The organism is Roseibium limicola (assembly GCF_017313085.1).
Taxonomy (GTDB): Bacteria; Pseudomonadota; Alphaproteobacteria; order Rhizobiales; family Stappiaceae; genus Roseibium; species Roseibium limicola.
This window is the reverse complement of sequence record NZ_JAFLNF010000003.1, coordinates 493,261-512,966: the sequence shown is the minus strand read 5'-3', so window position 1 is coordinate 512,966 and position 19,706 is coordinate 493,261. Positions and strand designations below refer to the sequence as shown.

General features: G+C 59.0%; 19 protein-coding genes, 1 tRNA gene and 1 riboswitch. Of the genes, 11 read left to right on the top strand and 9 right to left on the bottom strand.

Annotated elements, in window-relative coordinates; genetic code table 11:
- Window positions 1-215: 215 nt before the first annotated feature.
- The 3 genes from J0X15_RS09510 to J0X15_RS09500 are packed head-to-tail and all read left to right on the top strand — an operon-like array spanning window position 216 to window position 3,367.
- Complete coding sequence (locus tag J0X15_RS09510) at window positions 216-1,418, top strand: aspartate aminotransferase family protein (RefSeq protein ID WP_206940032.1); 1,203 nt, start codon at window positions 216-218, stop codon at window positions 1,416-1,418.
- 11 nt (window positions 1,419-1,429) lie between these two features.
- On the top strand, window positions 1,430-2,344 hold the full coding sequence (gene argF / locus J0X15_RS09505) for an ornithine carbamoyltransferase (protein ID WP_206940231.1): 915 nt from the start codon (window positions 1,430-1,432) through the stop codon (window positions 2,342-2,344).
- Between the two features lie 42 nt (window positions 2,345-2,386).
- Window positions 2,387-3,367 carry an Hsp33 family molecular chaperone gene (locus J0X15_RS09500; RefSeq protein WP_206940030.1) on the top strand — a complete coding sequence of 327 codons (981 nt, stop codon included), beginning with the start codon at window positions 2,387-2,389 and terminating at the stop codon, window positions 3,365-3,367.
- Between the two features lie 82 nt (window positions 3,368-3,449).
- Here the strand turns inward: J0X15_RS09500 and J0X15_RS09495 are convergent, their stop codons facing one another.
- Window positions 3,450-4,103 (bottom strand): alpha/beta fold hydrolase, encoded by a 654-nt coding sequence (locus J0X15_RS09495; RefSeq protein ID WP_206940028.1) that lies wholly within the window; start codon window positions 4,101-4,103, stop codon window positions 3,450-3,452.
- A gap of 141 nt (window positions 4,104-4,244) precedes the next feature.
- A complete protein-coding gene (locus tag J0X15_RS09490) occupies window positions 4,245-5,114 on the bottom strand; it encodes a transporter substrate-binding domain-containing protein (protein WP_209015204.1) in 870 nt (289 codons plus the stop codon).
- A gap of 206 nt (window positions 5,115-5,320) precedes the next feature.
- Between J0X15_RS09490 and J0X15_RS09485 the strand changes: the two genes are divergently transcribed.
- Window positions 5,321-7,147: a glycosyltransferase family 2 protein gene (locus J0X15_RS09485; RefSeq protein ID WP_209015203.1), complete on the top strand. Its 1,827-nt coding sequence runs from the start codon at window positions 5,321-5,323 to the stop codon at window positions 7,145-7,147.
- Here J0X15_RS09485 and J0X15_RS09480 read toward each other — a convergent pair.
- A tRNA-Gly gene (locus J0X15_RS09480) sits at window positions 7,113-7,186 on the bottom strand. The genes J0X15_RS09485 and J0X15_RS09480 overlap by 35 nt on opposite strands.
- 233 nt (window positions 7,187-7,419) lie before the next feature.
- Between J0X15_RS09480 and J0X15_RS09475 the strand changes: the two genes are divergently transcribed.
- Window positions 7,420-8,214: an ion transporter gene (locus J0X15_RS09475; RefSeq protein WP_206940227.1), complete on the top strand. Its 795-nt coding sequence runs from the start codon at window positions 7,420-7,422 to the stop codon at window positions 8,212-8,214.
- Window positions 8,215-8,266: 52 nt separating this feature from the next.
- Here the strand turns inward: J0X15_RS09475 and J0X15_RS09470 are convergent, their stop codons facing one another.
- Window positions 8,267-9,925 (bottom strand): lysine--tRNA ligase, encoded by a 1,659-nt coding sequence (locus tag J0X15_RS09470; protein ID WP_206940025.1) that lies wholly within the window; start codon window positions 9,923-9,925, stop codon window positions 8,267-8,269.
- Between the two features lie 222 nt (window positions 9,926-10,147).
- Here J0X15_RS09470 and J0X15_RS09465 point away from each other — a divergent pair, with 222 nt between their 5' ends.
- On the top strand, window positions 10,148-10,561 hold the full coding sequence (locus tag J0X15_RS09465) for a tellurite resistance TerB family protein (RefSeq protein ID WP_206940023.1): 414 nt from the start codon (window positions 10,148-10,150) through the stop codon (window positions 10,559-10,561).
- Between the two features lie 10 nt (window positions 10,562-10,571).
- Here the strand turns inward: J0X15_RS09465 and apaG are convergent, their stop codons facing one another.
- Window positions 10,572-10,973, bottom strand: a complete 402-nt coding sequence (gene apaG, locus J0X15_RS20160) for a Co2+/Mg2+ efflux protein ApaG (protein ID WP_206940021.1) — start codon at window positions 10,971-10,973, stop codon at window positions 10,572-10,574.
- Window positions 10,974-11,120: 147 nt separating this feature from the next.
- Here apaG and J0X15_RS09455 point away from each other — a divergent pair, with 147 nt between their 5' ends.
- Entirely contained in the window at window positions 11,121-11,726 is a 606-nt protein-coding gene (locus tag J0X15_RS09455; protein WP_206940019.1) for a CDP-alcohol phosphatidyltransferase family protein, read from the top strand.
- Window positions 11,727-11,821: 95 nt separating this feature from the next.
- Here the strand turns inward: J0X15_RS09455 and J0X15_RS09450 are convergent, their stop codons facing one another.
- Window positions 11,822-13,021, bottom strand: coding sequence for an O-succinylhomoserine sulfhydrylase (locus J0X15_RS09450; protein ID WP_206940017.1), 1,200 nt, complete (start codon window positions 13,019-13,021; stop codon window positions 11,822-11,824).
- 42 nt (window positions 13,022-13,063) lie between these two features.
- Window positions 13,064-13,143, bottom strand: a riboswitch (SAM riboswitch).
- Between the two features lie 130 nt (window positions 13,144-13,273).
- Here J0X15_RS09450 and J0X15_RS09445 point away from each other — a divergent pair.
- On the top strand, window positions 13,274-14,374 hold the full coding sequence (locus J0X15_RS09445) for a 2'-deoxycytidine 5'-triphosphate deaminase (RefSeq protein WP_206940015.1): 1,101 nt from the start codon (window positions 13,274-13,276) through the stop codon (window positions 14,372-14,374).
- A gap of 8 nt (window positions 14,375-14,382) precedes the next feature.
- The gene (locus J0X15_RS09440) at window positions 14,383-14,958 is read left to right on the top strand and encodes a YigZ family protein (protein ID WP_206940013.1); all 576 of its coding nucleotides are present in this window, start codon (window positions 14,383-14,385) and stop codon (window positions 14,956-14,958) included.
- Between the two features lie 38 nt (window positions 14,959-14,996).
- Here J0X15_RS09440 and J0X15_RS09435 read toward each other — a convergent pair whose 3' ends face one another.
- Together J0X15_RS09435 and J0X15_RS09430 are read right to left on the bottom strand one after the other, a co-directional pair.
- A complete protein-coding gene (locus J0X15_RS09435; RefSeq protein ID WP_206940011.1) occupies window positions 14,997-15,932 on the bottom strand; it encodes a thermonuclease family protein in 936 nt (311 codons plus the stop codon).
- A gap of 22 nt (window positions 15,933-15,954) precedes the next feature.
- Window positions 15,955-16,599, bottom strand: coding sequence for a S24 family peptidase (locus tag J0X15_RS09430; protein ID WP_206940009.1), 645 nt, complete (start codon window positions 16,597-16,599; stop codon window positions 15,955-15,957).
- Between the two features lie 206 nt (window positions 16,600-16,805).
- Between J0X15_RS09430 and J0X15_RS09425 the strand changes: the two genes are divergently transcribed.
- Together J0X15_RS09425 and J0X15_RS09420 are read left to right on the top strand one after the other, a co-directional pair.
- Complete coding sequence (locus J0X15_RS09425; RefSeq protein WP_206940007.1) at window positions 16,806-17,150, top strand: DUF952 domain-containing protein; 345 nt, start codon at window positions 16,806-16,808, stop codon at window positions 17,148-17,150.
- Complete coding sequence (locus J0X15_RS09420) at window positions 17,147-18,247, top strand: quinone-dependent dihydroorotate dehydrogenase (protein ID WP_206940005.1); 1,101 nt, start codon at window positions 17,147-17,149, stop codon at window positions 18,245-18,247. The genes J0X15_RS09425 and J0X15_RS09420 overlap by 4 nt, the downstream gene beginning before the upstream one ends.
- Before the next feature lie 13 nt (window positions 18,248-18,260).
- Here J0X15_RS09420 and J0X15_RS09415 read toward each other — a convergent pair whose 3' ends face one another.
- Entirely contained in the window at window positions 18,261-19,610 is a 1,350-nt protein-coding gene (locus J0X15_RS09415; RefSeq protein ID WP_206940003.1) for an MATE family efflux transporter, read from the bottom strand.
- Window positions 19,611-19,706 lie beyond the last annotated feature (96 nt).

The window sequence follows — 19,706 nt, the reverse complement described above, 5'->3', positions numbered from 1 at the left end:
CTATCCCTGTCTCAGCGCGAATTGGCGGAAGGCCTGCATTGGCATTGACAGAACCTGCGGGAGGGGGTGTATAAAACCTTCCGATATACGCATGCCGTCTCTCCGGGGCGGCATCTTTCGTTTCTGGACCAAGTAAACTGCATGGCCGGTGCAGTGGGCTGGAAGATGAAGGCGCGGTATCTCTCATAAATCATCGCTCCACAGGAGTTTAAGGAATGTCGGCGTCTGCGCTGTTTGCGAACTATGCAAGAACGGGTCTCGAATTCGATCACGGGGAAGGCATCTGGCTCGTGACGAAGGACGATCGACGATTTCTGGACTGCGGGGCAGGTATCGCAGTCAATTCCCTCGGCCATTCTCATCCGCACCTCGTTGAAGCCCTGAAGCAACAGGCTGAAAAGCTCTGGCACGTGTCCAACCTTCATGTGGTCGCCGGACAGGAGCTTCTGGGGAAACGGCTGGCCGATGCGAGCTTTGCCGACAAGGTCTTCTTTTGCAACTCGGGCGCAGAAGCCATGGAAGCCTGCATCAAGGCAGCGCGTCGCTACCACTATGACCGTGGTGAGGCCGAACGGTTCCACATTCTGACGTTCGAAGGCGCCTTCCACGGCCGGACACTGGGCACCATCGCTGCTGGTGGTCAGGCCAAGTATATGGAAGGCTTCGGGCCGAAAGCTCCGGGCTTCGACCAGATTGCGGTTGACGACATCGCTGCAGTCAAAAAAGCGATTGGCCCGCAGACAGCAGCCATTGCTCTTGAACCTATTCAGGGGGAAGGCGGCATTCGCGAAATTCCCGTCGATTTCCTCCGTCAGCTGCGCAAGCTCTGCGACGAGACCGGCACGCTGTTGATCTTTGACGAGATCCAGACCGGCGTCGGACGGACTGGCAAGCTGTTTGCCCATGAATGGGCCGGAGTGAATCCGGACCTGATGGCCGTGGCAAAGGGCATTGGCGGCGGGTTTCCAATGGGCGCCTGTCTGGCGACAGAGGAAGTTGCCAGTTCGATGGTGCCGGGCACTCATGGAACGACCTTTGGCGGCAATCCGCTGGCCATGGCCGTTGGCAATGCCGTGCTGGATGTGGTGTTGGAGGAAACCTTCCTCGAAGGCGTCCAGTCAAAGGGGCTTTCGTTCAAACAGAAGCTTGCAGCGCTTGTCGACAACCACCCGAACGTTTTTGAAACGGTTCGTGGCAAGGGGCTGATGCTCGGGTTGAAGTGCAAAGTTCCGGCTGGCGATTTTGTTGTCGCCGCGCGCGCGGAAGGCCTTCTGGCGGTTCCTGCTGGCGACAATGTGGTGCGCATCATGCCACCGCTGACCATTACCGAAGACGAAATTGGCGAAGCTGTAGCCCGCATGGAAAAGGCGGCAGCCGTACTTGAAAACAAACTGAAAAATGAGGGAGCGGCACAGTGACCAAGGATGGCATGTCGCGGCATTTTCTGGACTTGACCGAGTTTGATGGCGATGAGCTGCGCCATATTCTGGATGGCGCGAAACGTATCAAGAGCACCCGCAATGGCGTGCGCCGGGGCGAAGGCCCGTTGGCCGGCAAGGTGCTTGCCATGGTCTTCGAGCAGCCGTCGACCCGAACCCGTATTTCGTTTGACGTCGGCATGCGCGAGCTAGGCGGCGAGGCGTTGATGTTGACCGGCGCAGAAATGCAGCTCGGCCGCGGCGAAACCATTGCCGACACAGCAAGGGTCCTGTCCCGCTTTGTCGATGGCATCATGATCCGGATCTTGAGCCATGATGATCTGAACGAGTTGGCGGAATATGCCACCGTTCCGGTGATCAACGGCCTGACCAAGCTCTCTCACCCGTGCCAGATCATGGCAGACGTGATGACCTTCGAGGAACATCGTGGTCAGATCGCAGGCAGAAAGATTGCCTGGACCGGCGACAGCAACAATGTCCTGGCGTCCTGGATCCATGCTGCTCCGAAGTTCGATTTCGAGCTGCGCATTGCTACGCCGGGTGAACTGGCGCCGCCGCAGGAGCTGATCGAGCAGGCACGCGCTGCCGGGGGTTCCATTGTGGTCACAGATGACCCATATGAGGCGGTGAAGGGCACCGATTGTGTGGTGACCGACTGTTGGGTCTCCATGGGGGATGAAGACGAGGCAACGCGCCACAATCTTCTGAAGTCTTATCAGGTTAATTCACGCCTGATGCAGGAGGCCAAATCCGACGCCCTCTTCATGCACTGCCTGCCTGCCCACCGGGATGAGGAAGTGACCTCCGAGATCATGGATGGTCCCAATTCCGTTGTCTTTGACGGGGCGGAAAACCGGCTGCATGCCCAAAAGGGTATTCTGGCCTGGTGCTTCGGCGCGATCTGATGCGCGCGGGAGACCGTGGCGAACCACATAAGGTCTAGAACCGTGGCTTTTGACTTGAAAGAATTCGGCGTTGAGCCCGCTGGGTTGGACGCCGTACGCCCGTTTGCAGTGGAAGGATTGGATGTGCGGGGGCGCTCGCTGGTCCTCGGTCCGGTGATTGACGACATCCTTTCGCGGCATCAATATCCAGAACCTGTCTCGCGCCTTCTGGCGGAGGCCATTGTCCTGACCTGTCTTCTCGGCACAGCCTTGAAGTTTCAGGGGCGCTTTACCCTGCAGACCCAGACAGATGGTCCGGTGTCCATGCTCGTCGTCGACTTCTCGTCGCCAGACGCGGTGCGCGCCTGTGCCAGCTTTGACGAAGAGCAGGTCGCCGCGGCAGTCGCACAAGGCAACCTCAAGCCGCACGACCTGCTCGGTCGCGGTCATCTCGCGATGACCATCGATCAGGGCCAGCACATGCAGCGGTATCAGGGTCTGGTGGAGCTGGACGGCATTTCCCTGGAAGAAGTCGCCCGTCGCTACTTTGCCCGGTCTGAGCAGATTCCGACGGAAATTCGCATGGCAGTGGGGGAGTTGCTGACACCTGGCTCCAGCGAAGGCGCAAATCGTCGCTGGATTGCCGGTGGCATGATGGTGCAGTTCCTGCCCGCTGCGCCCGAGCGTATGCGTCAGCCTGATCTGGATCCCGGAGATGCGCCGGAAGGCGCTGGCGCGCATGATCTGGAAGAAGATGACGCCTGGGCGGAAGCCAGGGCACTGGTCGAGACCGTTAAAGACGACGAACTCGTTGACCCCGACCTGAGTGTCGAGCACTTGCTGTTCCGGCTTTTCCACGAACGTGGTGTGCGCCTCTACGACGCACAGGTCGTTGCTGACAAGTGCCGGTGCTCGCGTGATCGGGTCGAAGGCATATTGTCCAGTTTTGCGGCTGAAGAGATCGATTCCATGCGCGAGGGCGACAAGGTGGTCGTTACCTGTGAATTCTGCTCGGCACGCTATGAGTTCGACGCAGAACGATAGGCTGATACGGCATCAAATACGCAAAAGGCAGGCCTTCGGGCCTGCCTTTTTTGTTGAGACGTGCTGCGCGGGCGATCGTAGCTTATGCCGGCTTGACGACCGTTTTGGCGAAGGCTGCTATGTGTTTGGCAGCAGCACCGAGGTTGCTGTCCATCGTCGCAGGTGACCGGCCACGCGGTGCAAAATCGTGGTTGCCGTCTTCGAGATAGTGCAGCTCTATGGCGGTGGGCAGCGTTAGTGCATCAAGCTCAACCTGGCTGCCGAAGGGGTCACGCTCGCCCTGCAGTATCAGGATCCGGCGGTTGGATGCTTCCAGAGGTCCCAGGCGCCAGTCGCCTTCGGTTTTGCCTGTCGCATGGAAAGGATACCCGAGACAGACAACGCCCTTCAGCCGTCCGGGAGGGGTTTGATTTCCTGCGACCATGGCAGCAACACGTCCGCCCATGGATTTGCCACCAATCAGCAGGGGACCTTCGGTGATGCCCATCAGCTGCTTCAATGCTGTTTGATATTCACCGACAAGCTTGTCCGCCTTGGGGGGCGGGCGCTTGCTTCCGCCTTCACGCCGCTGTGCCATGTAGGCAAACTCGAACCGAACGACGGCAATGCCCTCGGCAGCAAGCTTGTCCGCGATCTTGTTCATGAAGGGGGAGTCCATCGCGGCGCCGGCGCCATGCGCCAGGAGAAGCGTCGCGGTGGGCTTGCTGTCCGGTTTGGTCCAGTGAAGGTCGGTCATTTGGTCTCGATTGCTGGTGGCCCAATGGCACTGTCGATAGATTTTAAACCGCCCTAGCCGCATTTGGCGGTTTGCTCAAGCAGTAAGTCTGCAAGAGGTCGATCCTTCGGGGAGGAACGACGTTTGCCGACCATAAACTGGCTAGTAGAAACTCACAGGGAAATAGCGGAGATAAAGCTCACGGTATTTGCCGTTTGTGGCCGTTTTGCGCAGGGCATAGTCGAGGGCTTCGGCAAGTTTGGGCTCTGATTTTCGCACGGCAATCCCAAGGCCCTGATCGAAGAAGCCGGGCTCAAGCCAAGGCCCGCCGGAAAACGCGCAACAATCCTTTGCATCCTCGCTGGCCATCCAGATGGCAAGCATGAGACCGCTGCCGAAAAGCGCATCGACTTCACCCTCCTGAACAGCCTGTCTTGCATTCGCAACTGTTGGATATGTCTGAAGAAAGGCGTCTGGCCAGAATGACAGGGCAAAGCTTTCATGGCGTGTACCAGCCACAACAGCGATTTTTCGTCCAGCCAACTCTGTTTCATCAAACATGTCCGCCTGGTCGGCGCGCACCACAAATCGGCCCGGCAACTTGAGGTAGTCCTGGGTGAACGCAAGATCTCCGTTCAGGGCGGTGTTGGGCACGAGGCCGGCAATGATCGCATCACCTTCGCCGGCGATGAGACCTGGAACGAGATCTTCAAAAGGCAGGATTTTCAAGGCGCAGGAGCTCATGAGCTCATGGCAGATTGCGCGCGCCAGGTCGATGTTAAAGCCGGTCAGCTTGCCCGTGTCATCCCGGAACACGAAGGGCGGAAAGTCGTCTGTTGCCAGAAACTGGATCTTGTCCGGAAGGTCCTTCGGGCGGTCTTGGACCGTCTTGGGATCCCAAAAATTCGGAATAACCGGAACATCGCCACTTGAAATCTCCGCTTCCGCATCACTGAAATCTTGAGCCTGAGCTTGGAACTGCGTTGGTCCGGAGACGATAAAAATCGCAAAAAGTGACGCAAGGGTAATCACAACCCTTGCGCGAGACGGGCTAAAAACGCTAGATTTTACGCAAGGGAAAGATCGCAAGGCTTTTTCCGGTTTGTTCGTTTCAACGTCAAGCGGGGAGGGATATGCGGATTGAAGCGCCTATCCCGGCTGAACTAGAGATACTGCGTCAGCGGGGAATCGCAAAATCAATCCTGGAACGAGCCTGCAATTGCGCAGCGCGGGTGGGTATGAGCCCATCGGAATATCTCGTCTCCCGCGGGTTTCTGACCGAAGACACCGTCTACAGCGCGCTCGCCGAAGCCTGTGGACTTCCATTTCTCCCCACCAGAGGATTTCGCCCTCAATCCATCAATTGTCGCTACATCAGTCTGGGCGCAGATGAATGTGGACCGCTGCTGATCGGGTTGACCGAGAAGGATACAATCTATGCGGTGGCCCCTGACTTTGCCGCCTTCGCTGACGTCCTGGACCTATGCCGCCGCAGGCCGGAGCTGCGCCGTTGGGTTCGCATCACGACGCCGGATGCCCTGCGTCACGCCACAACCCATCTGAATTCGCCAGAGGGAGACCTGGAAAGCCGATATCCGGATTTTTCGGCCCGATACCGGGTCAACAAGGCGCAGATCATCAAGGGCGTGAGCCTTGGCGTGGGCTTCCTTTTTGGCTGCTTTATACCGCTCGTGTCCACGCTAGTCTTCTGTGCCTTGGCGATGGCCTTGTGCTGCACGATGTTCGGTGTGGCGAGATTGGCCAGTGCCTGGAGCAGCCGTCATGACAGTCCGTCCTTCCGCTTGCCGCCATCGATTGCGGACGGGCCGATAAACTGGCCGAGATACACCATCCTCATCCCGCTTTACCGGGAAGCGGCGAGCGTGTCTGGCTTGGTGCAACACCTGAAGCTTCTGCAATACCCACGTGACCGGCTACAAGTCCTCTTTCTGCTGGAACGCGACGATCTGGAGACCGCCCGCCATCTCAAGGAGTGCCTGCCTGCCAACATGGAGATCGTCTGGGTGCCGGATGGGGCGCCACGTACCAAGCCACGGGCGCTGTCTCACGGGTTGGAGCAGGCGACGGGCAGTCTAATCACGGTCTATGATGCCGAAGACCGGCCAGAGCCGGACCAGTTGAAATTGGCGGCGTTCTTCTTTGCGCTGGCCACGCCTGAAGTCGCCTGCCTGCAAGCTCGCTTGTCGATCGACAATTCAGAAGACAGCTTCCTGACCCGTCACTTTGCGCTTGAGTATGCTTGCCTGTTTGATCAGCTGCTGCCCTGGTTGCATCGGCATGACTGGCCCTTTCCACTGGGTGGCACCTCAAATCATTTCCGCACCGAGGCGCTGATTGCCACCGGGGCCTGGGACAAGTTCAACGTCACCGAGGATGCCGACCTGGGCATTCGTCTGGCCCGCTTGGGTTACGCATGTGGTGTGTTGCCCAGTTCGACATTTGAGGAAGCGCCGATCACCTGGAAGGCCTGGCGCCAACAGCGTGCACGCTGGCACAAGGGCTGGATCCAGACATTCTTCGTTCACACCCGCAATCTTGGGCATCTGCTTCAGGATCTGGGATGGCGCCGTCTGTGCGTCGCGCTCAGCCTGATTGGCGGCAATATCGCCGTTATGGCGCTGAGCCCCGTGTGCGTCGTCCTGGTGGGCCTCTACAGCTTCGGCTGGCTGGAAGTTCCGCAGCTGGAGGGCAGCCTGCGGGGTGCCTTCACCGCCGTCTGTCTGGGCAGTGTCTGTATCTGCTATTCCGGCTCAGTCGCTGCACTGCTCTGGGGCGCCCGTCAACGCAGGCTGAAAGGCGTGTGGCTTCAGGCGCTGACCTTGCCTGCTTACTGGGCGTTGAATGCCTGTGCGTTCTATCAGGCAGCCTGGGAATTCCTCCGCCAACCTCATGGTTGGAACAAGACCGAGCACGGCGTGTCGAAATCACGCCGCAAGATCCTCACGGCCAAAGCGGCAAGTGACATTCTGGAAGCTGGCGCTGTGGGGAAGCTGAAAGGCAATGGCAAACTGGAGCGGGTGAAGGGAATCGAACCCTCGTCTTAAGCTTGGGAAGCTTCTGCTCTACCATTGAGCTACACCCGCGGAAGCGACGACAGTTCTGCTGCCCGCACCGCATTCTGTCAAGTGGAATGCAGTGCAATGGATGGTACGTCCGTGACATTTATGTGAAGAGATTTTCACGCTGGATGACCGCATCAAACGCTTGTCAGCAGGCCTGCCTGTGGCATTGTCGTCCCGCTTCAAAAAGAAGCCCCCCGGCTGGATGCCTGCCAGGTGGATCGTGAAAATTCGCGCAAAGGAAAGTGGCCTTCATGATGCGGGAGCGTCTGCACAAGCTCGTTCATTCCAGTCAATGGGAATTCTGGATCGTTGTGATCATCGTCATCAATGCGATCACCCTGGGGCTGGAGACCTCAACAACGGTCATGAATGCCGTCGGTCCGGTTTTGCACGTCGTGGACAAGGTGATCCTGGCGATCTTCGTGGCCGAGCTGCTTTTGCGGATCGTTGCCGACGGCCGGAGCTTCTTCAAGGGCGCCTGGAACATCTTCGATTTCATCATCGTGGCGATAGCCCTGGTTCCGGCCAGTGGACCCTTCACCGTGCTGCGGGCCTTGCGCATTCTGCGTGTCTTGCGCCTCATTTCCGTCGTCCCCAGCCTGCGCCGGGTCATTGGCGGGTTGATGGCGGCCCTGCCGGGCATGGGCTCTATCGTCGTGCTGATGATCCTGGTCTTTTATGTCTTCTCGGTCATGGCGACGAAGCTATACGGCGTAACGTTCCCGGAGTGGTTTGGAACCATCCCGGAATCGCTCTACACCCTGTTCCAGATCATGACGCTGGAGAGCTGGTCGATGGGCATCGTCCGTCCGGTGATGGAGGTCCATCCTTGGTCCTGGCTGTTCTTCATGCCGTTTATCCTGTGTACGGCCTTCACCGTGCTCAACCTGTTCATCGGGATCATGGTTTCGGCAATGCAGGAAGAACATGAGCACACGGCTGACGAAGATCGCAAGGCGATCCAGACCGAAACCGAGCACATCCTGACCGAGGTCAGGGCCCTGAGGCAGGAGGTGGCCGCGTTGAAAGACCATCTCAAGGCAACTTGAAACATAAAAAAGGCGGCCGGTAGCCGCCTTTTTTGGTCTCGACTTCGGACGATCAGGCTGTGTGCGCGCCGGCCAGGGCCTTTGCAATCAGCGCGCGGGTTTCCGCGATGCCATAGAGCGCCACAAAGGAACCGAAGCGTGGGCCTTTTTCCTGACCCAGAAGCAGCTGGTAAAGCGCGGAGAACCAGGCGACAGAAACGCCGGGGCCACCGTCCGGGCTTTTCTTCTTCGGATCCTGGTAGCGTTCGATCTGGCGTGCCACATCCAGCACTGCATCCTGAATAACCGCACCATCCGCGTCGGCTGGCAGGGCGGCCAGGCTGACATCGAGCGTCTTCAGTGCGTCCAGTTCAACCTCGTCCGGGGTCTTGAACGACTTGTTCGGCTTGACGAAATCGTCGAAGTAACGGATCGCGTAGCCGACCAGCGCATCCAGATGCGGATGGGTGTCAGCCGTAACGCCCGGCGCATAGCGGGTGATGAACGCCCACAGAACGTCCTTGTTCTCCGCATTCGAGGCAGACACCAAGTTCAACAGCATGGCAAACGGCACCGGCATGTCAATGGCCGGAACGGCGCCGGAGTGGATGTGCCATGCCGGGTTTTGCAGCTTCTGTTCCACCGGCATGTCGGCGTACTTCTGAGCGAACGTGAAATACTCGTCGACGGCCTTCGGGATCACCTCAAAGTACAGCTTCTTGGCTGTCTTCGGCTTTTGGAACATGTAGAGCGCCAGGCTTTCCGTCGGGGCGTAGGTCAGCCACTCGTCGATGCTCAGGCCGTTGCCCTTGGATTTGGAGATTTTTGAGCCATCATCTGCGAGGAAGAGCTCATAGACGAAATGCTCCGGCGGCTTGGCACCCAGCACCTTGGAGATCTTGTCGTACAGCGGCATGTTCGGGCCGTGGTCCTTGCCGAACATTTCAAAGTCCACGTCAAGGGCTGCCCAGCGGGCACCGAAGTCCGGCTTCCACTGCAGCTTCACATTGCCGCCGGTGACGGGCAGCGTGACATCCGAGCCGTCTTCGTCTTCAAAGGTTATCGTGCCGTCCTTGCCATTGACGTCTTTCATCGGAACGTAGAGCACACGCCCGGAGATCGGTGAGATCGGCAGGAATGGGCTGTAAGTGGCCTGGCGTTCTTCGCCCAGCGTCGGCAGCATCACCGCCATCAGTTCCTTGTACTTGGCAACCGCTGTCAGCAGGATCTCGTCGAACTTGCCGGACTTGTAGTACTCGGTCGCGCTGGCGAACTCGTAGTCGAAGCCGAAGGTATCGAGAAACCGGCGCAGCATGGCGTTGTTGTGGTCGCCGAAGCTCTTGTGCTCGCCGCCAAATGGATTGGGGACGACCGTCAGCGGCATCTGCAGATAGGGCTCCAGAGCTGCTCTGTCCGGCACGTTTTCCGGGATCTTGCGCATACCGTCCATGTCATCGGAGAAGCACAGGAGGCGCGTCGGAATCTTGTCTTCGGTCAGCAGGCGGAAGGCGGTGCGCACCATGGTTGTGCGGGCCACCTCGCCGAAGGTGCCGATGTGCGGCAGGCCTGAGGGGCCATAGCCGGTCTCGAACAGCACCGGCTGCGACGGATCCCGCTTTTCGACCCGTTTGACCAGTTTTCGCGCTTCTTCGAACGGCCAGGCTTTGGAAGTCCGGGCCGCCTCGACGAATTCAGGCGATAGGTCAAGCGGTGGCAGGGAACTGTCGGTCATAATGCTCTGTTTCTGTTTCTGGGTCTTTTTTAAGGGATATATGCTTGATCGAAGCAGGGAAGCGGCCCCACCGTGAAAGCGCGGCGACACTAGAAAGGCCGGGGGCTGGCGTCAACGAAGATCTCGGGATTCTCGCTTGAAAGCGAGAGTTTCGCAACCTAACTCTCGGAAGAACTTGCAAGAGTGCAAGCGGACTTCAGAAACAAAGGTGGTGCGTAGGGCATGAGCGAGACAGTCAGCATTCATGAAGCTCTTATTTACGTCATGGTCATTACGTCCGCATCGGACGCCAAGATGACGGATAGCGAGTTGGCAGCCATCGGCGATATGGCGCGCACACTCCCGGTCTTTACCGATTTTGATCCGGCAGATGTTCTCCCAGCGGCTCAGCGATGCGGGGAGCGGCTGCAGGGTGAGACGGGCCTGACGGATGTTCTCAGCCTTGTGGCGGACGCGCTTCCGGTCCATCTCTATGATACCGCCTATGCCATGGCGGTGGATGTTGCCGCCGCCGACATGGATGTCTCTCGCGAGGAATTAAGAGTTCTGCAGATCCTGCGGGATCGGTTGCGTCTGGACAAATTGACCACTGCTGCCATCGAGCGTGGGGCGATTGCACGTCACAGACGCGTTTGACGGCTGAGGGTCAGTTCAGGCTGCGGGCGACGTCCGGGAGGTCGAGGGAGAATGCCGGGATGGTGACGTCGAATGAGCTACCATCCTCCCGCTCCATGCCGTAACTGCCGGACATGATGCCGGATGGTGTTCTCAAAGGGCAGCCGGAGGAGTACTCGTAGGCCTCGCCCGGCTCGATCACCGGTTCTTCACCGACGACTCCCGGTCCCTGAACCTCTTCGACACGGCCCTGACCGTCCATGATGATCCAGTGCCGGCTTCTCAGATGCACCGGTGTGTCCGTATCGTTTTTGATTTCCACCATGTAGGCCCAGACATAGCGGCCTTGCTCTGGACGGCTTTCCTCGTCCAGATAAAATGGCTCTACCGAAACGGTGATGCCTTGGGTTATGGCGCGATATTGTCCTGACACGACTCGATCTTCTGATATGAGGTCTTTGTCTCTAGCGGCAGGCTTATAGGGGTTTTGTCGAAAAGTTGAAAGATCCGACCTTGCTGCTGCCCCCCGGATTTTCCAAAAAAGATAGTGACAGTCCTGCAGATCGGAACCGGATCGCCAATGTTTGATGCTCGCCTGCGCCCGCTCATCGACCCGCCGCTTAACGCTTTGGCCGCGCCCTTGGCCAAGACAGGCGTTTCGGCGACGCAAATAACGCTGGCCGGTTTTGGTCTGGGGGCTGCGGCCTGTCTTGCCATTGCCTGTGAGGTTTACTGGTTGGGCTTTTTGCTGATCTGCCTCAATCGTCTTGCCGACGGTGTGGATGGTGCGGTGGCGCGGCTGACCCAAAAAACCGACCGCGGCGGCTACCTCGATATCGTTCTGGATTTTTTCTTTTACGCCGGCGTGCCATTTGCCTTTGCATTGGCCGATCCGGCGGGCAATGCCTTGGCGGCGGCTGCGCTGCTCTTTAGTTTTTACGCCAATGGCTCCGCCTTCCTCGCCTTTGCTGTCATGGCAGAAAAGCGCGGGCTGGAGACGACCGCCCAGGGGCGAAAATCCCTGTATTACCTGTCGGGCATTGCCGAGGGCGCGGAGACCATCGCCTTGTTTCTCGTCATGTGCACTTTCCCGCAAGGCTTCGTCTGGCTTGCCTGGGGATTTGCCATGGTTTGCTGGCTTTCGGCCGCTGCACGGGCAATCAGCAGCGCTCAGGCTTTGAAATGAAGCAGATGTCTGGATGCGATGCCGCACTGAAATTGAAAAAAACCTTCCCCGCCGGGGCGGGAAAGGTTTCAAAAATCACAGCTCAAAGCCAGCGATCAGACTGCCTTGAGTGCCTTTTCGATGTCGTCAATCAGATCCTGAGCGTCTTCCAGGCCAATCGACATCCGTAGCAAGCCTCCTGAGATATCCAGTTCGGCGCGTGCGTCTTCTCCGATCGACTGGTGGGTCGTTGTCGCCGGATGGGTGATCAGCGATTTCGCGTCGCCAAGGTTGTTGGAGATCCGGATGATCTCCAACGCGTTGAGGAACCGGAAGGCTGCTTCTTTGCCGCCATCGATCTCAAACGCCACCATGGTCGAGCCACCGGTCATCTGCCGCTTGATGAGGTCTGCCTGCGGATGGTCGGCGCGACCTGGATACACCAGACGGCTGACAGCAGACTGTTCTGCAAGGTAATCTGCGATCTTGGCTGCATTGGCGGTCTGTTGTGCCACCCGCAGCGGAAGCGTTTCCAGCCCTTTCAGCAGAACCCATGCAGAGAAGGGGCTCATGTGCGGGCCGGTGTGCTTGACGAATGGCATCACCTCTTCGGTGATCCACTTTTCATCGGAAAGCACGACACCGCCGAGACAACGGCCCTGACCATCGATGTGCTTGGTGGCTGAATAGACCACTACATCGGCTCCAAGCGAAAGCGGCGACTGGAACATCGGGGTGGCGAACACATTGTCGACGATGAGTCGGGCGCCGACCGAATGGGCGATGTCTGCGACAGCTGAAATGTCGATGACTTCGAGCGTCGGATTGGTCGGACTTTCCAGGAACAGCGCCTTGGTGTTTGGCCTGACGGCAGCCTTCCATTGGTCGATGTCCGTGCCATCCACCAGGGTGCTTTCAACGCCGAAGCGCGGCAACAGCGTTTCAACGATATAGCGGCAAGACCCGAACAGCGCCTTGGCCGCGACCACATGGTCTCCGGCCTTCACTGCAGCCATCAGCGCCAGATTGACAGCAGCCATTCCAGACGCGGTGGCGCGCGCAGCCTCGGCGCCTTCCAGCATCTTGATCCGGTCTTCGAACATCGCAACTGTCGGATTGGCATAGCGCGAGTATACGAAGCCCGGCTCTTCGCCGTTGAACCGTCGCTCGGCGAATTCGGCAGTGTCATAGACGAACCCTTGCGTCAGGTAGAGCGTCTCGGACGTCTCGCCGAACTGGGAACGCGTGGTGCCGCCGTGGACCAGCTGGGTGGCCGGACGCCAGGACGAGGAGTCATTGGGATCGCGGGTGGTCATATCAGTCTACTCCAAAAGCAAAAAACCCGGCCGTGAGCCGGGGTCTTTTGGATCCCGGCCTGTTTAGCGACTTGTTTAATGTGGCTGCAAGCCGGCCGGCTCAAATGACCACGAGATATACCGGGTGAATAGGCCAAAAGCGGGCGGCGGTCAACGCTTTGCGGTGAAATCCGGTTGGCGTATCTGCCCCAATCGGCTAAGCACAGGGAAAGTGAGAGTTAAAGTCGGGTGAGCGAGAGGATCAGGCAGACCATGGCAGCGGACGTCTCGGGTATTTTGCCTGTGCAGGCCATCGAACAGATGTTCGACGATGGATCCATCGTATCTGATCAGGCTCCTGTTGACGGGCAGATACAGCCTGCGAGCCTAGATTTGCGCCTTGGGGCGACCGCCTACCGGGTTCGGGCGAGCTTCCTCACGGGTCCAGACCCGACGGTGTTGAAGAAGCTGGAAAATCTCAAGCTGCACAAGGTCGATCTGGCCCAAGGCGCCGTGCTGGAGACTGGTTGTGTCTATATCGTCCCCTTGCAGGAAAGCCTTGTTCTTCCCGCTGATATATCCGCCACGGCCAATCCTAAAAGCTCCACCGGGCGCCTCGATGTGTTCACCCGCGTCATCACGGATCAGGGCGTTGCCTTTGACACGGTTCCGGCCGGCTACGCTGGGCCGCTTTACGCTGAAATCTCGCCGCTGACGTTCCCTATTCTGGTGCGCACGGGGTCCCGCCTAAGCCAGATCAGGTTTCGGCGAGGTGAAAGTCTGATTTCCGATCAGTTCCTGCAGATGGTGCATCGGGAACATACGTTGGTGACGGGTGGCAATGAGCGCATTGGCGGTGGTGTGCAACTGTCCATCGATCTGGAAGGCTCCGGCAAAGGCTCGCTGGTTGGCTATCGCGCCAAGCACCACTCAGGACTGATCGACGTCGACAAGCCGGGCGCCCATGCACCGCTCGACTTCTGGGAGCCGATCTACCGTCGTGGCGCCGCAGAGCTGATCCTTGATCCGAATGAATTCTACATTCTTGTCAGTCAGGAAGCCGTTCACGTTCCGCCGGATTATGCTGCGGAAATGGTGCCATTCGATGCCCTCGTGGGAGAATTCCGCGTTCACTACGCAGGGTTCTTTGATCCAGGCTTTGGTCATTCCAGTGCCGGTGGTGTGGGCTCACGCGCTGTCCTAGAGGTCCGTTCTCACGATGTGCCATTTATTCTTGAACATGGCCAAACGGTTGGTCGCCTGGTTTATGAGAAAATGTCCCAACGCCCAGCCACCCTTTATGGCGAGGGGATTGGCTCCAATTACCAAGGGCAGGCACTGAAACTCTCCAAGCACTTCCGGGCAGTGGACTGAACCGGCCAATGCCCGACTATTTTACGGTTGAGCGTGAGTTCGAAGGTTTTCTCGAAGACCGGAAGTCGCGCTTTTACGCCTTCCTCATGCCGCTGCCCGATTTTGGGCGGCGGATGGAAGAGCTGCGGGCAGAGCACCGCAAGGCCAACCATTTGGTCAACGCCTTTCGCAAACTGCATGACGACGGACGGGTCGAGGAAATCGGGAAGGACGACGGCGAGCCTTCCGGAACCTCTGGCATGCCAACTCTGAAAGTCCTGCAGGGACCGGCACTCGTGAATGTCGGTGTGATTGTGGTGCGCTATTTCGGCGGCACAAAACTTGGTGGTGGCGGGCTGGCGCGAGCCTACTCAGGCGCTGCGGCAGATGCCATTCAGAAAGCTGAGCTGGTTGCCTTTGAAAGGCGTGCGGAGGCGAAGGTCTCGGCCACTTTCTCGCAAACAGCCGACCTGGAGCGGCAGGTCGGCCTGGCTCCGGTGGACATCGTTGACAGGGTATTCGATGCTGGCGGGGTGACGCTGATGCTGGAAGGGCCGGAGGAGGCCCTGGACGCGCTCTGTCGCGATTGGCCTTCGCGTCATTGAGGCAGGCGGTAAAGCGGGCCTTCGCACCGGCCGACGGTTTATTGGTTCAGTTCTGCGTTGTTCTGGCTAGAGCCCCCGGTGGCAACTGCTTCAGGCAAAGCATTTCGGCTGGGCAGCATTTCAAGTTGGGACAGGCTGTCCAGATAGAGATCCGCGTCGCCGCCTTCTGACACAGAACTTGATCCAGAAGACTTCGCTTGTGGTTGCTCTTCGGCATAGGTGTCGGCCTCATCGGAATCGACCAGAAGCGGTTCCCAGTCTCGTTTCCACTGGCCTCTGCCTTCTTCTTTGGCGACCGCTGCCAGCTCAGTGTAATCTTCAGGGGCAGTGTCATCGGGCACTGCCCAGCCGTATTCGACGAGCCAGCGGCTCAGGTTCAGCGGTCCGCGCTCGCAGATGGCGCTGATTTCGCGCTCCCCTATATCTGCTGTTTTCTTGCAGGTTACAGCATAGATCCGTACCACTGCCCGCAGCGCTGTGCGCGCCAGTGCCCCGCATGGCCAGTCTGTACCCAGGTCCGATGGGCAAGTGTCCTTACTGGCAAGCGCGTCGACATGGGCAAGGTGCAGGGTGAGGTGGTTACCGGTCAGGGTTCCGGCTGAAACCACTTGAGGCCGACGAATGACGATCAGGTCTCCGGTCGTCGGCAAGGCTTCGGGCTCTGGTTGTCGGATCTCGGGCAGCCGGGCCTCAACCCGCAAGAGCGGGCCGGATACTTCAGGGGCGGGGATGCCACTCGGTGCGACGTTGCGCAGGTAATGTGGGAGCGGTGCAGCCGAGGCTGGCTGGTCCTGCTCACGAGGCGCCGCGACCTCAGGGCGCTTGCGCGAAGCTGTCAGGAACGTCGATGACGCATTGTGTTCGGCAGAAGACGTCTCTGGAACCGCAGGCGGTGGGGCCAGCTTCAGCCAGGCGACAGCACTACCAGCCACGACCAAAAGCAGTACCGGCAAGGCTATGGCGCGTGGTGGCATGTCTCGGCTTTCGTTCCCGGCTCTATTGGCTCGCCCATACGATGCGGCCCATCCAGTCGACGTCCTCGTGACCCAATTGCAAGCGAGCGGAAGCTCCACTCAAGGCTTTGAAGACATACGCCTTTGCAGTGCGATGTTCCAGACACAGCAGGGTCATTTGACTGTTCTTTGGTTTGACCACCACTCTGTCGCCGGTCCGAACCGGGGTCTTGCGGCTGATCACCACCACATCCCCGTGCCGATAGACGGGCAGCAAGCCATCGCCCTCGACGCTCAGCGCAAAGAGTTTGTCTGCCTTGCGCGGGGGCAGGGTCAGCGGTTCCCAGGCAGGGCCGGTCGGGGCTCCCTTGGCATCGAAGTCGGCATCCGCTTCGGACGAGAAGGCGGCAACTGGAATGCCGGCGAAGGCCTCCGGTCTGGCGGTCACTGTACGCTCTTCAGGGTCCAGCCCGGCAACAAATCGCCCGACGGATTCGCCGGTTGCTTCCAGAATCTTTGACAGCGACTCGGTCGACGGCCAACGCGGGCGCCCGTCTCCGGCAAACCGTTTTGACGGATTAAACGTGGTCGGATCCAGTCCGGCACGCTTGGCCAGACCCGATGAGGTCAGACCATGGCGTTTTGCCAGAGCATCGATGGCGGCCCAGATCTGTTCATGGGACAGCATGGTTCGTCTCCACTTACCCACTTGCTGACAGGAATATATCCCTTTTCTCGGACTATGTGTTCCGGGAAAAAGGCTGTCAAAAGCTTAAATTCCTGAAAACCGTCCAGCGGTGAGCCGCCCGGCTTGAGCTGGCAGGCTCTGGGCTGTAGGGTCCGCCCGCTTCTACGGGGCAGCGCGCCCCGGTTTTCGCGGCGAAAGGCTGGGCTATGCGTCTGATTTACAAGATCCTACCGGAACCTCTCTGGAATGCGGCACTGGCTGCCGGTGAATTTGCCGGGGCCCCGGTGGACCTCGCCGATGGGTTTATCCATTTCTCCAATGCCGGCCAGGTTCGGGAAACCGCATCGAAGCATTTTGTTGGCCAGTCGAACCTGCTTTTGGCGGCATTTGATGCCGAGACCCTTGGCCCGGACCTGAAGTGGGAAACCTCCAGAGGCGGAGCGCTGTTCCCGCATCTTTATGCTTCGCTCGACCCCGCCCTGGCGGTGTGGGTGAAACCCTTGCCGATCGATGCTGACGGCGCCCATCAGTTTCCGGACCTCACGCAATGATTTTCCCTCTCGTGCAAAAACTCGGCCTTGGCCTCTTGCATCAAATGGACGCGGAGACGGCCCACAGCGTGACGATCAAGGCCCTCAAGGCAGGACTGGGCGGATCAGCTGCAAAGCCAGCGGATCCGCGCCTTGAGACTGCTCTGTGGGACTTGCGCTTTCCCAATCCCCTCGGTATGGCCGCCGGTTTCGACAAGAATGGTGAAGTCCCTGACGCTCTGCTTCATCTGGGATTCGGCTACACTGAAGTTGGTTCGGTCACGCCGCGCGCACAGGCAGGAAATCCGCGCCCGCGTGTCTTCCGGCTCAAGGCCGATGAGGGGGTCATCAATCGTTATGGCTTCAACAATGCAGGGCATCAGGCACTGAGATCCCGGTTGGAAGGTCGTCCGAGCCAGAGAGGAGTCGTCGGGGTCAATGTCGGCGCCAACAAGGACGCGAGCGACCGGGTTGCCGACTATGTTGCTGGCATTCATGCCTTCGCGGATCTCGCCAGCTATTTCACCGTCAACGTGTCTTCGCCCAACACGCCAGGATTGCGCAATCTGCAGGCGCGCACTGCTCTGGCAGAACTTTTAACCGCGGTCATTTCTGCAAGAGACGAACGCACTCAGGTCATAGGCCGGCATGTCCCCGTCCTGCTGAAAATCGCTCCGGATGTTCTGGAAGAAGAGTTGGCAGAGATCGTCGAGGAGGTTCTTGCCAAGGGGCTGGAGGGGTTGATCGTCTCCAACACCACCTTGTCGCGTGCTGGCTTGAAGTCAACCAACCATACGGAGGAGGCCGGTGGTCTGTCCGGACGGCCGGTGTTCCGTCGATCGACCATCATGCTTGCCAAGGCGCGCAAGTTGGCCGGACCGCAGCTGCCAATTATCGGGGTCGGCGGCATCGACAGTGCGGAAAGTGCTTGGACCAAGATCACGGCGGGTGCGGATCTGCTGCAGGTCTATTCTGCGCTTACCTACAAGGGAACAGGGCTGATCGGAGAAATTCTGACGGGGCTGTCCGCCAAGCTCGATCAGCATGGTCTTGCAAATCTGCGCGAGGCCCGTGACAGAAATCTGGATGCCTGGGCCAATCTTGATCCCTCAGATTGAGGATCTTGGAGGCTTACGCCGGGGCGAACGTCTCGTTCCGGCGTCGGCTGCAGATCATCAGCAGAGACAAGCCTCGCGCGCCCAGAAAAATCTCAAGTGCCAGCCAGAGTCCGTGGTTCTGCAGCAGCGGGAACAGGGAGAAATAGGCGATGATAAAGACGAGCAGAGAGACCAGCATCATGTTGCGCATGTCCCTGGACCAGGTTGCACCGATGAAGACGCCATCCATCTGAAAGGCCAGCACCCCGCACAAGGGCGTGATCGCCGCCCAGGGCAGATAGGTATAGGCGATCTGGCGGACATCTTCTGACACAGTCATCATCCGCACCAGTGAGCTGCCGAAACCGAGGTAAAACGCAGCCAGAAGCCCGGCCAGTAAAAAGCTCCAGATTGCCGTGATGCGCACAGCCTTGTCGAAGGCGGGCCGATAGCGTGCCCCGACAGCGCGCCCTGCCAGCTGTTCTGCCGCCGTGGCAAGGCCATCGAGGAAATAGCCTCCGACCAGGAAAAACTTCTCCAGAATCGCATTGGCGGCGAGGATGCCGTCGCCCTGAGCCGCAGAGCGCTGGGTGAAGAATGTGAAAGCAAACAGCAAGGTGAAGGACCGGATCATGATGTCGCGATTGACAGCCATCATGCGCCGCAGAGCGGTCTTGTCGATCACCTCGCTCCACGTCGGCCAGGCCCCACCGCGGCCAACCGCCTTCACCAGAGCAAGCCCCAGCAGGCAGGCAAGACATTCACTGGCAACCGTCGCCCAGGCAGCGCCTTCGACCGACCATTCCAGGCCAATGACGAAGTAGATGGACAGGGCGACATTCAGCCCGTTCAGAACGGTTTGAAGAAACAGGCCGGTTCCGGCGCGGCCAAGCCCCAGGAGCCATCCCAGAATGGCGTAATTCGCCAGCATCAGAGGCGCGGAGTAAATCCGGACTTCGAAGTATCGTCGGGCGGCGGATTGAACGTCAGCACTGCCGCCGATCAGCGTCAGACCGAAATCCAGAAGGGCGACGTGAAGCACGACGACGGCCGTTCCAGCGAGAGCTGCGATAAGCAATGCGCGCAGTAGAGAAGCCTTGATTTCCCGTTTGCCGTCAGCGCCAAAGGCCTGGGCGGTAAGCGCAGTCGTTCCAGACCTCAAGAAGTTGAACGTCGTGAACACCAGATCGAACAGAATGCTTGCAACCGCAATTCCGCCAAGCAGTGCGGCGTCCCCAAGGCGACCGATCACCGCTGTATCGACGATGCCGAGGATGGGCGTCGACAGATAAGCCAGTGTCATCGGCAGTGCGATTTTCAGGACGCCTGTGTGGCTGATGTCGAAGGCGCGGGAGGTGTCGGACTTGGCGTTTGGCTGGGTCATGTCAGGCTCTGGGCGGGCAGCAGAAATCAGCTGGGAAAATATCGGCGGGCAGGTCGCTCGAATGGGAACACTTGCCTCTATGCCTTTCCTGGCGGA

Bases quoted from the DNA above. Each gene is read 5' to 3' on its own strand.
- J0X15_RS09510 (WP_206940032.1), top strand. From the start codon at position 216: ATGTCGGCGTCTGCGCTGTTTGCGAACTATGCAAGAACGGGTCTCGAA.
- argF (WP_206940231.1), top strand. From the start codon at position 1,430: ATGTCGCGGCATTTTCTGGACTTGACCGAGTTTGATGGCGATGAGCTG.
- J0X15_RS09495 (WP_206940028.1), bottom strand. From the start codon at position 4,103: ATGACCGACCTTCACTGGACCAAACCGGACAGCAAGCCCACCGCGACG.
- J0X15_RS09485 (WP_209015203.1), top strand. From the start codon at position 5,321: ATGAGCCCATCGGAATATCTCGTCTCCCGCGGGTTTCTGACCGAAGAC.
- J0X15_RS09475 (WP_206940227.1), top strand. From the start codon at position 7,420: ATGCGGGAGCGTCTGCACAAGCTCGTTCATTCCAGTCAATGGGAATTC.
- J0X15_RS09470 (WP_206940025.1), bottom strand. From the start codon at position 9,925: ATGACCGACAGTTCCCTGCCACCGCTTGACCTATCGCCTGAATTCGTC.
- J0X15_RS09465 (WP_206940023.1), top strand. From the start codon at position 10,148: ATGAGCGAGACAGTCAGCATTCATGAAGCTCTTATTTACGTCATGGTC.
- J0X15_RS09455 (WP_206940019.1), top strand. From the start codon at position 11,121: ATGTTTGATGCTCGCCTGCGCCCGCTCATCGACCCGCCGCTTAACGCT.
- J0X15_RS09450 (WP_206940017.1), bottom strand. From the start codon at position 13,021: ATGACCACCCGCGATCCCAATGACTCCTCGTCCTGGCGTCCGGCCACC.
- J0X15_RS09445 (WP_206940015.1), top strand. From the start codon at position 13,274: ATGGCAGCGGACGTCTCGGGTATTTTGCCTGTGCAGGCCATCGAACAG.
- J0X15_RS09440 (WP_206940013.1), top strand. From the start codon at position 14,383: ATGCCCGACTATTTTACGGTTGAGCGTGAGTTCGAAGGTTTTCTCGAA.
- J0X15_RS09435 (WP_206940011.1), bottom strand. From the start codon at position 15,932: ATGCCACCACGCGCCATAGCCTTGCCGGTACTGCTTTTGGTCGTGGCT.
- J0X15_RS09430 (WP_206940009.1), bottom strand. From the start codon at position 16,599: ATGCTGTCCCATGAACAGATCTGGGCCGCCATCGATGCTCTGGCAAAA.
- J0X15_RS09425 (WP_206940007.1), top strand. From the start codon at position 16,806: ATGCGTCTGATTTACAAGATCCTACCGGAACCTCTCTGGAATGCGGCA.
- J0X15_RS09420 (WP_206940005.1), top strand. From the start codon at position 17,147: ATGATTTTCCCTCTCGTGCAAAAACTCGGCCTTGGCCTCTTGCATCAA.
- J0X15_RS09415 (WP_206940003.1), bottom strand. From the start codon at position 19,610: ATGACCCAGCCAAACGCCAAGTCCGACACCTCCCGCGCCTTCGACATC.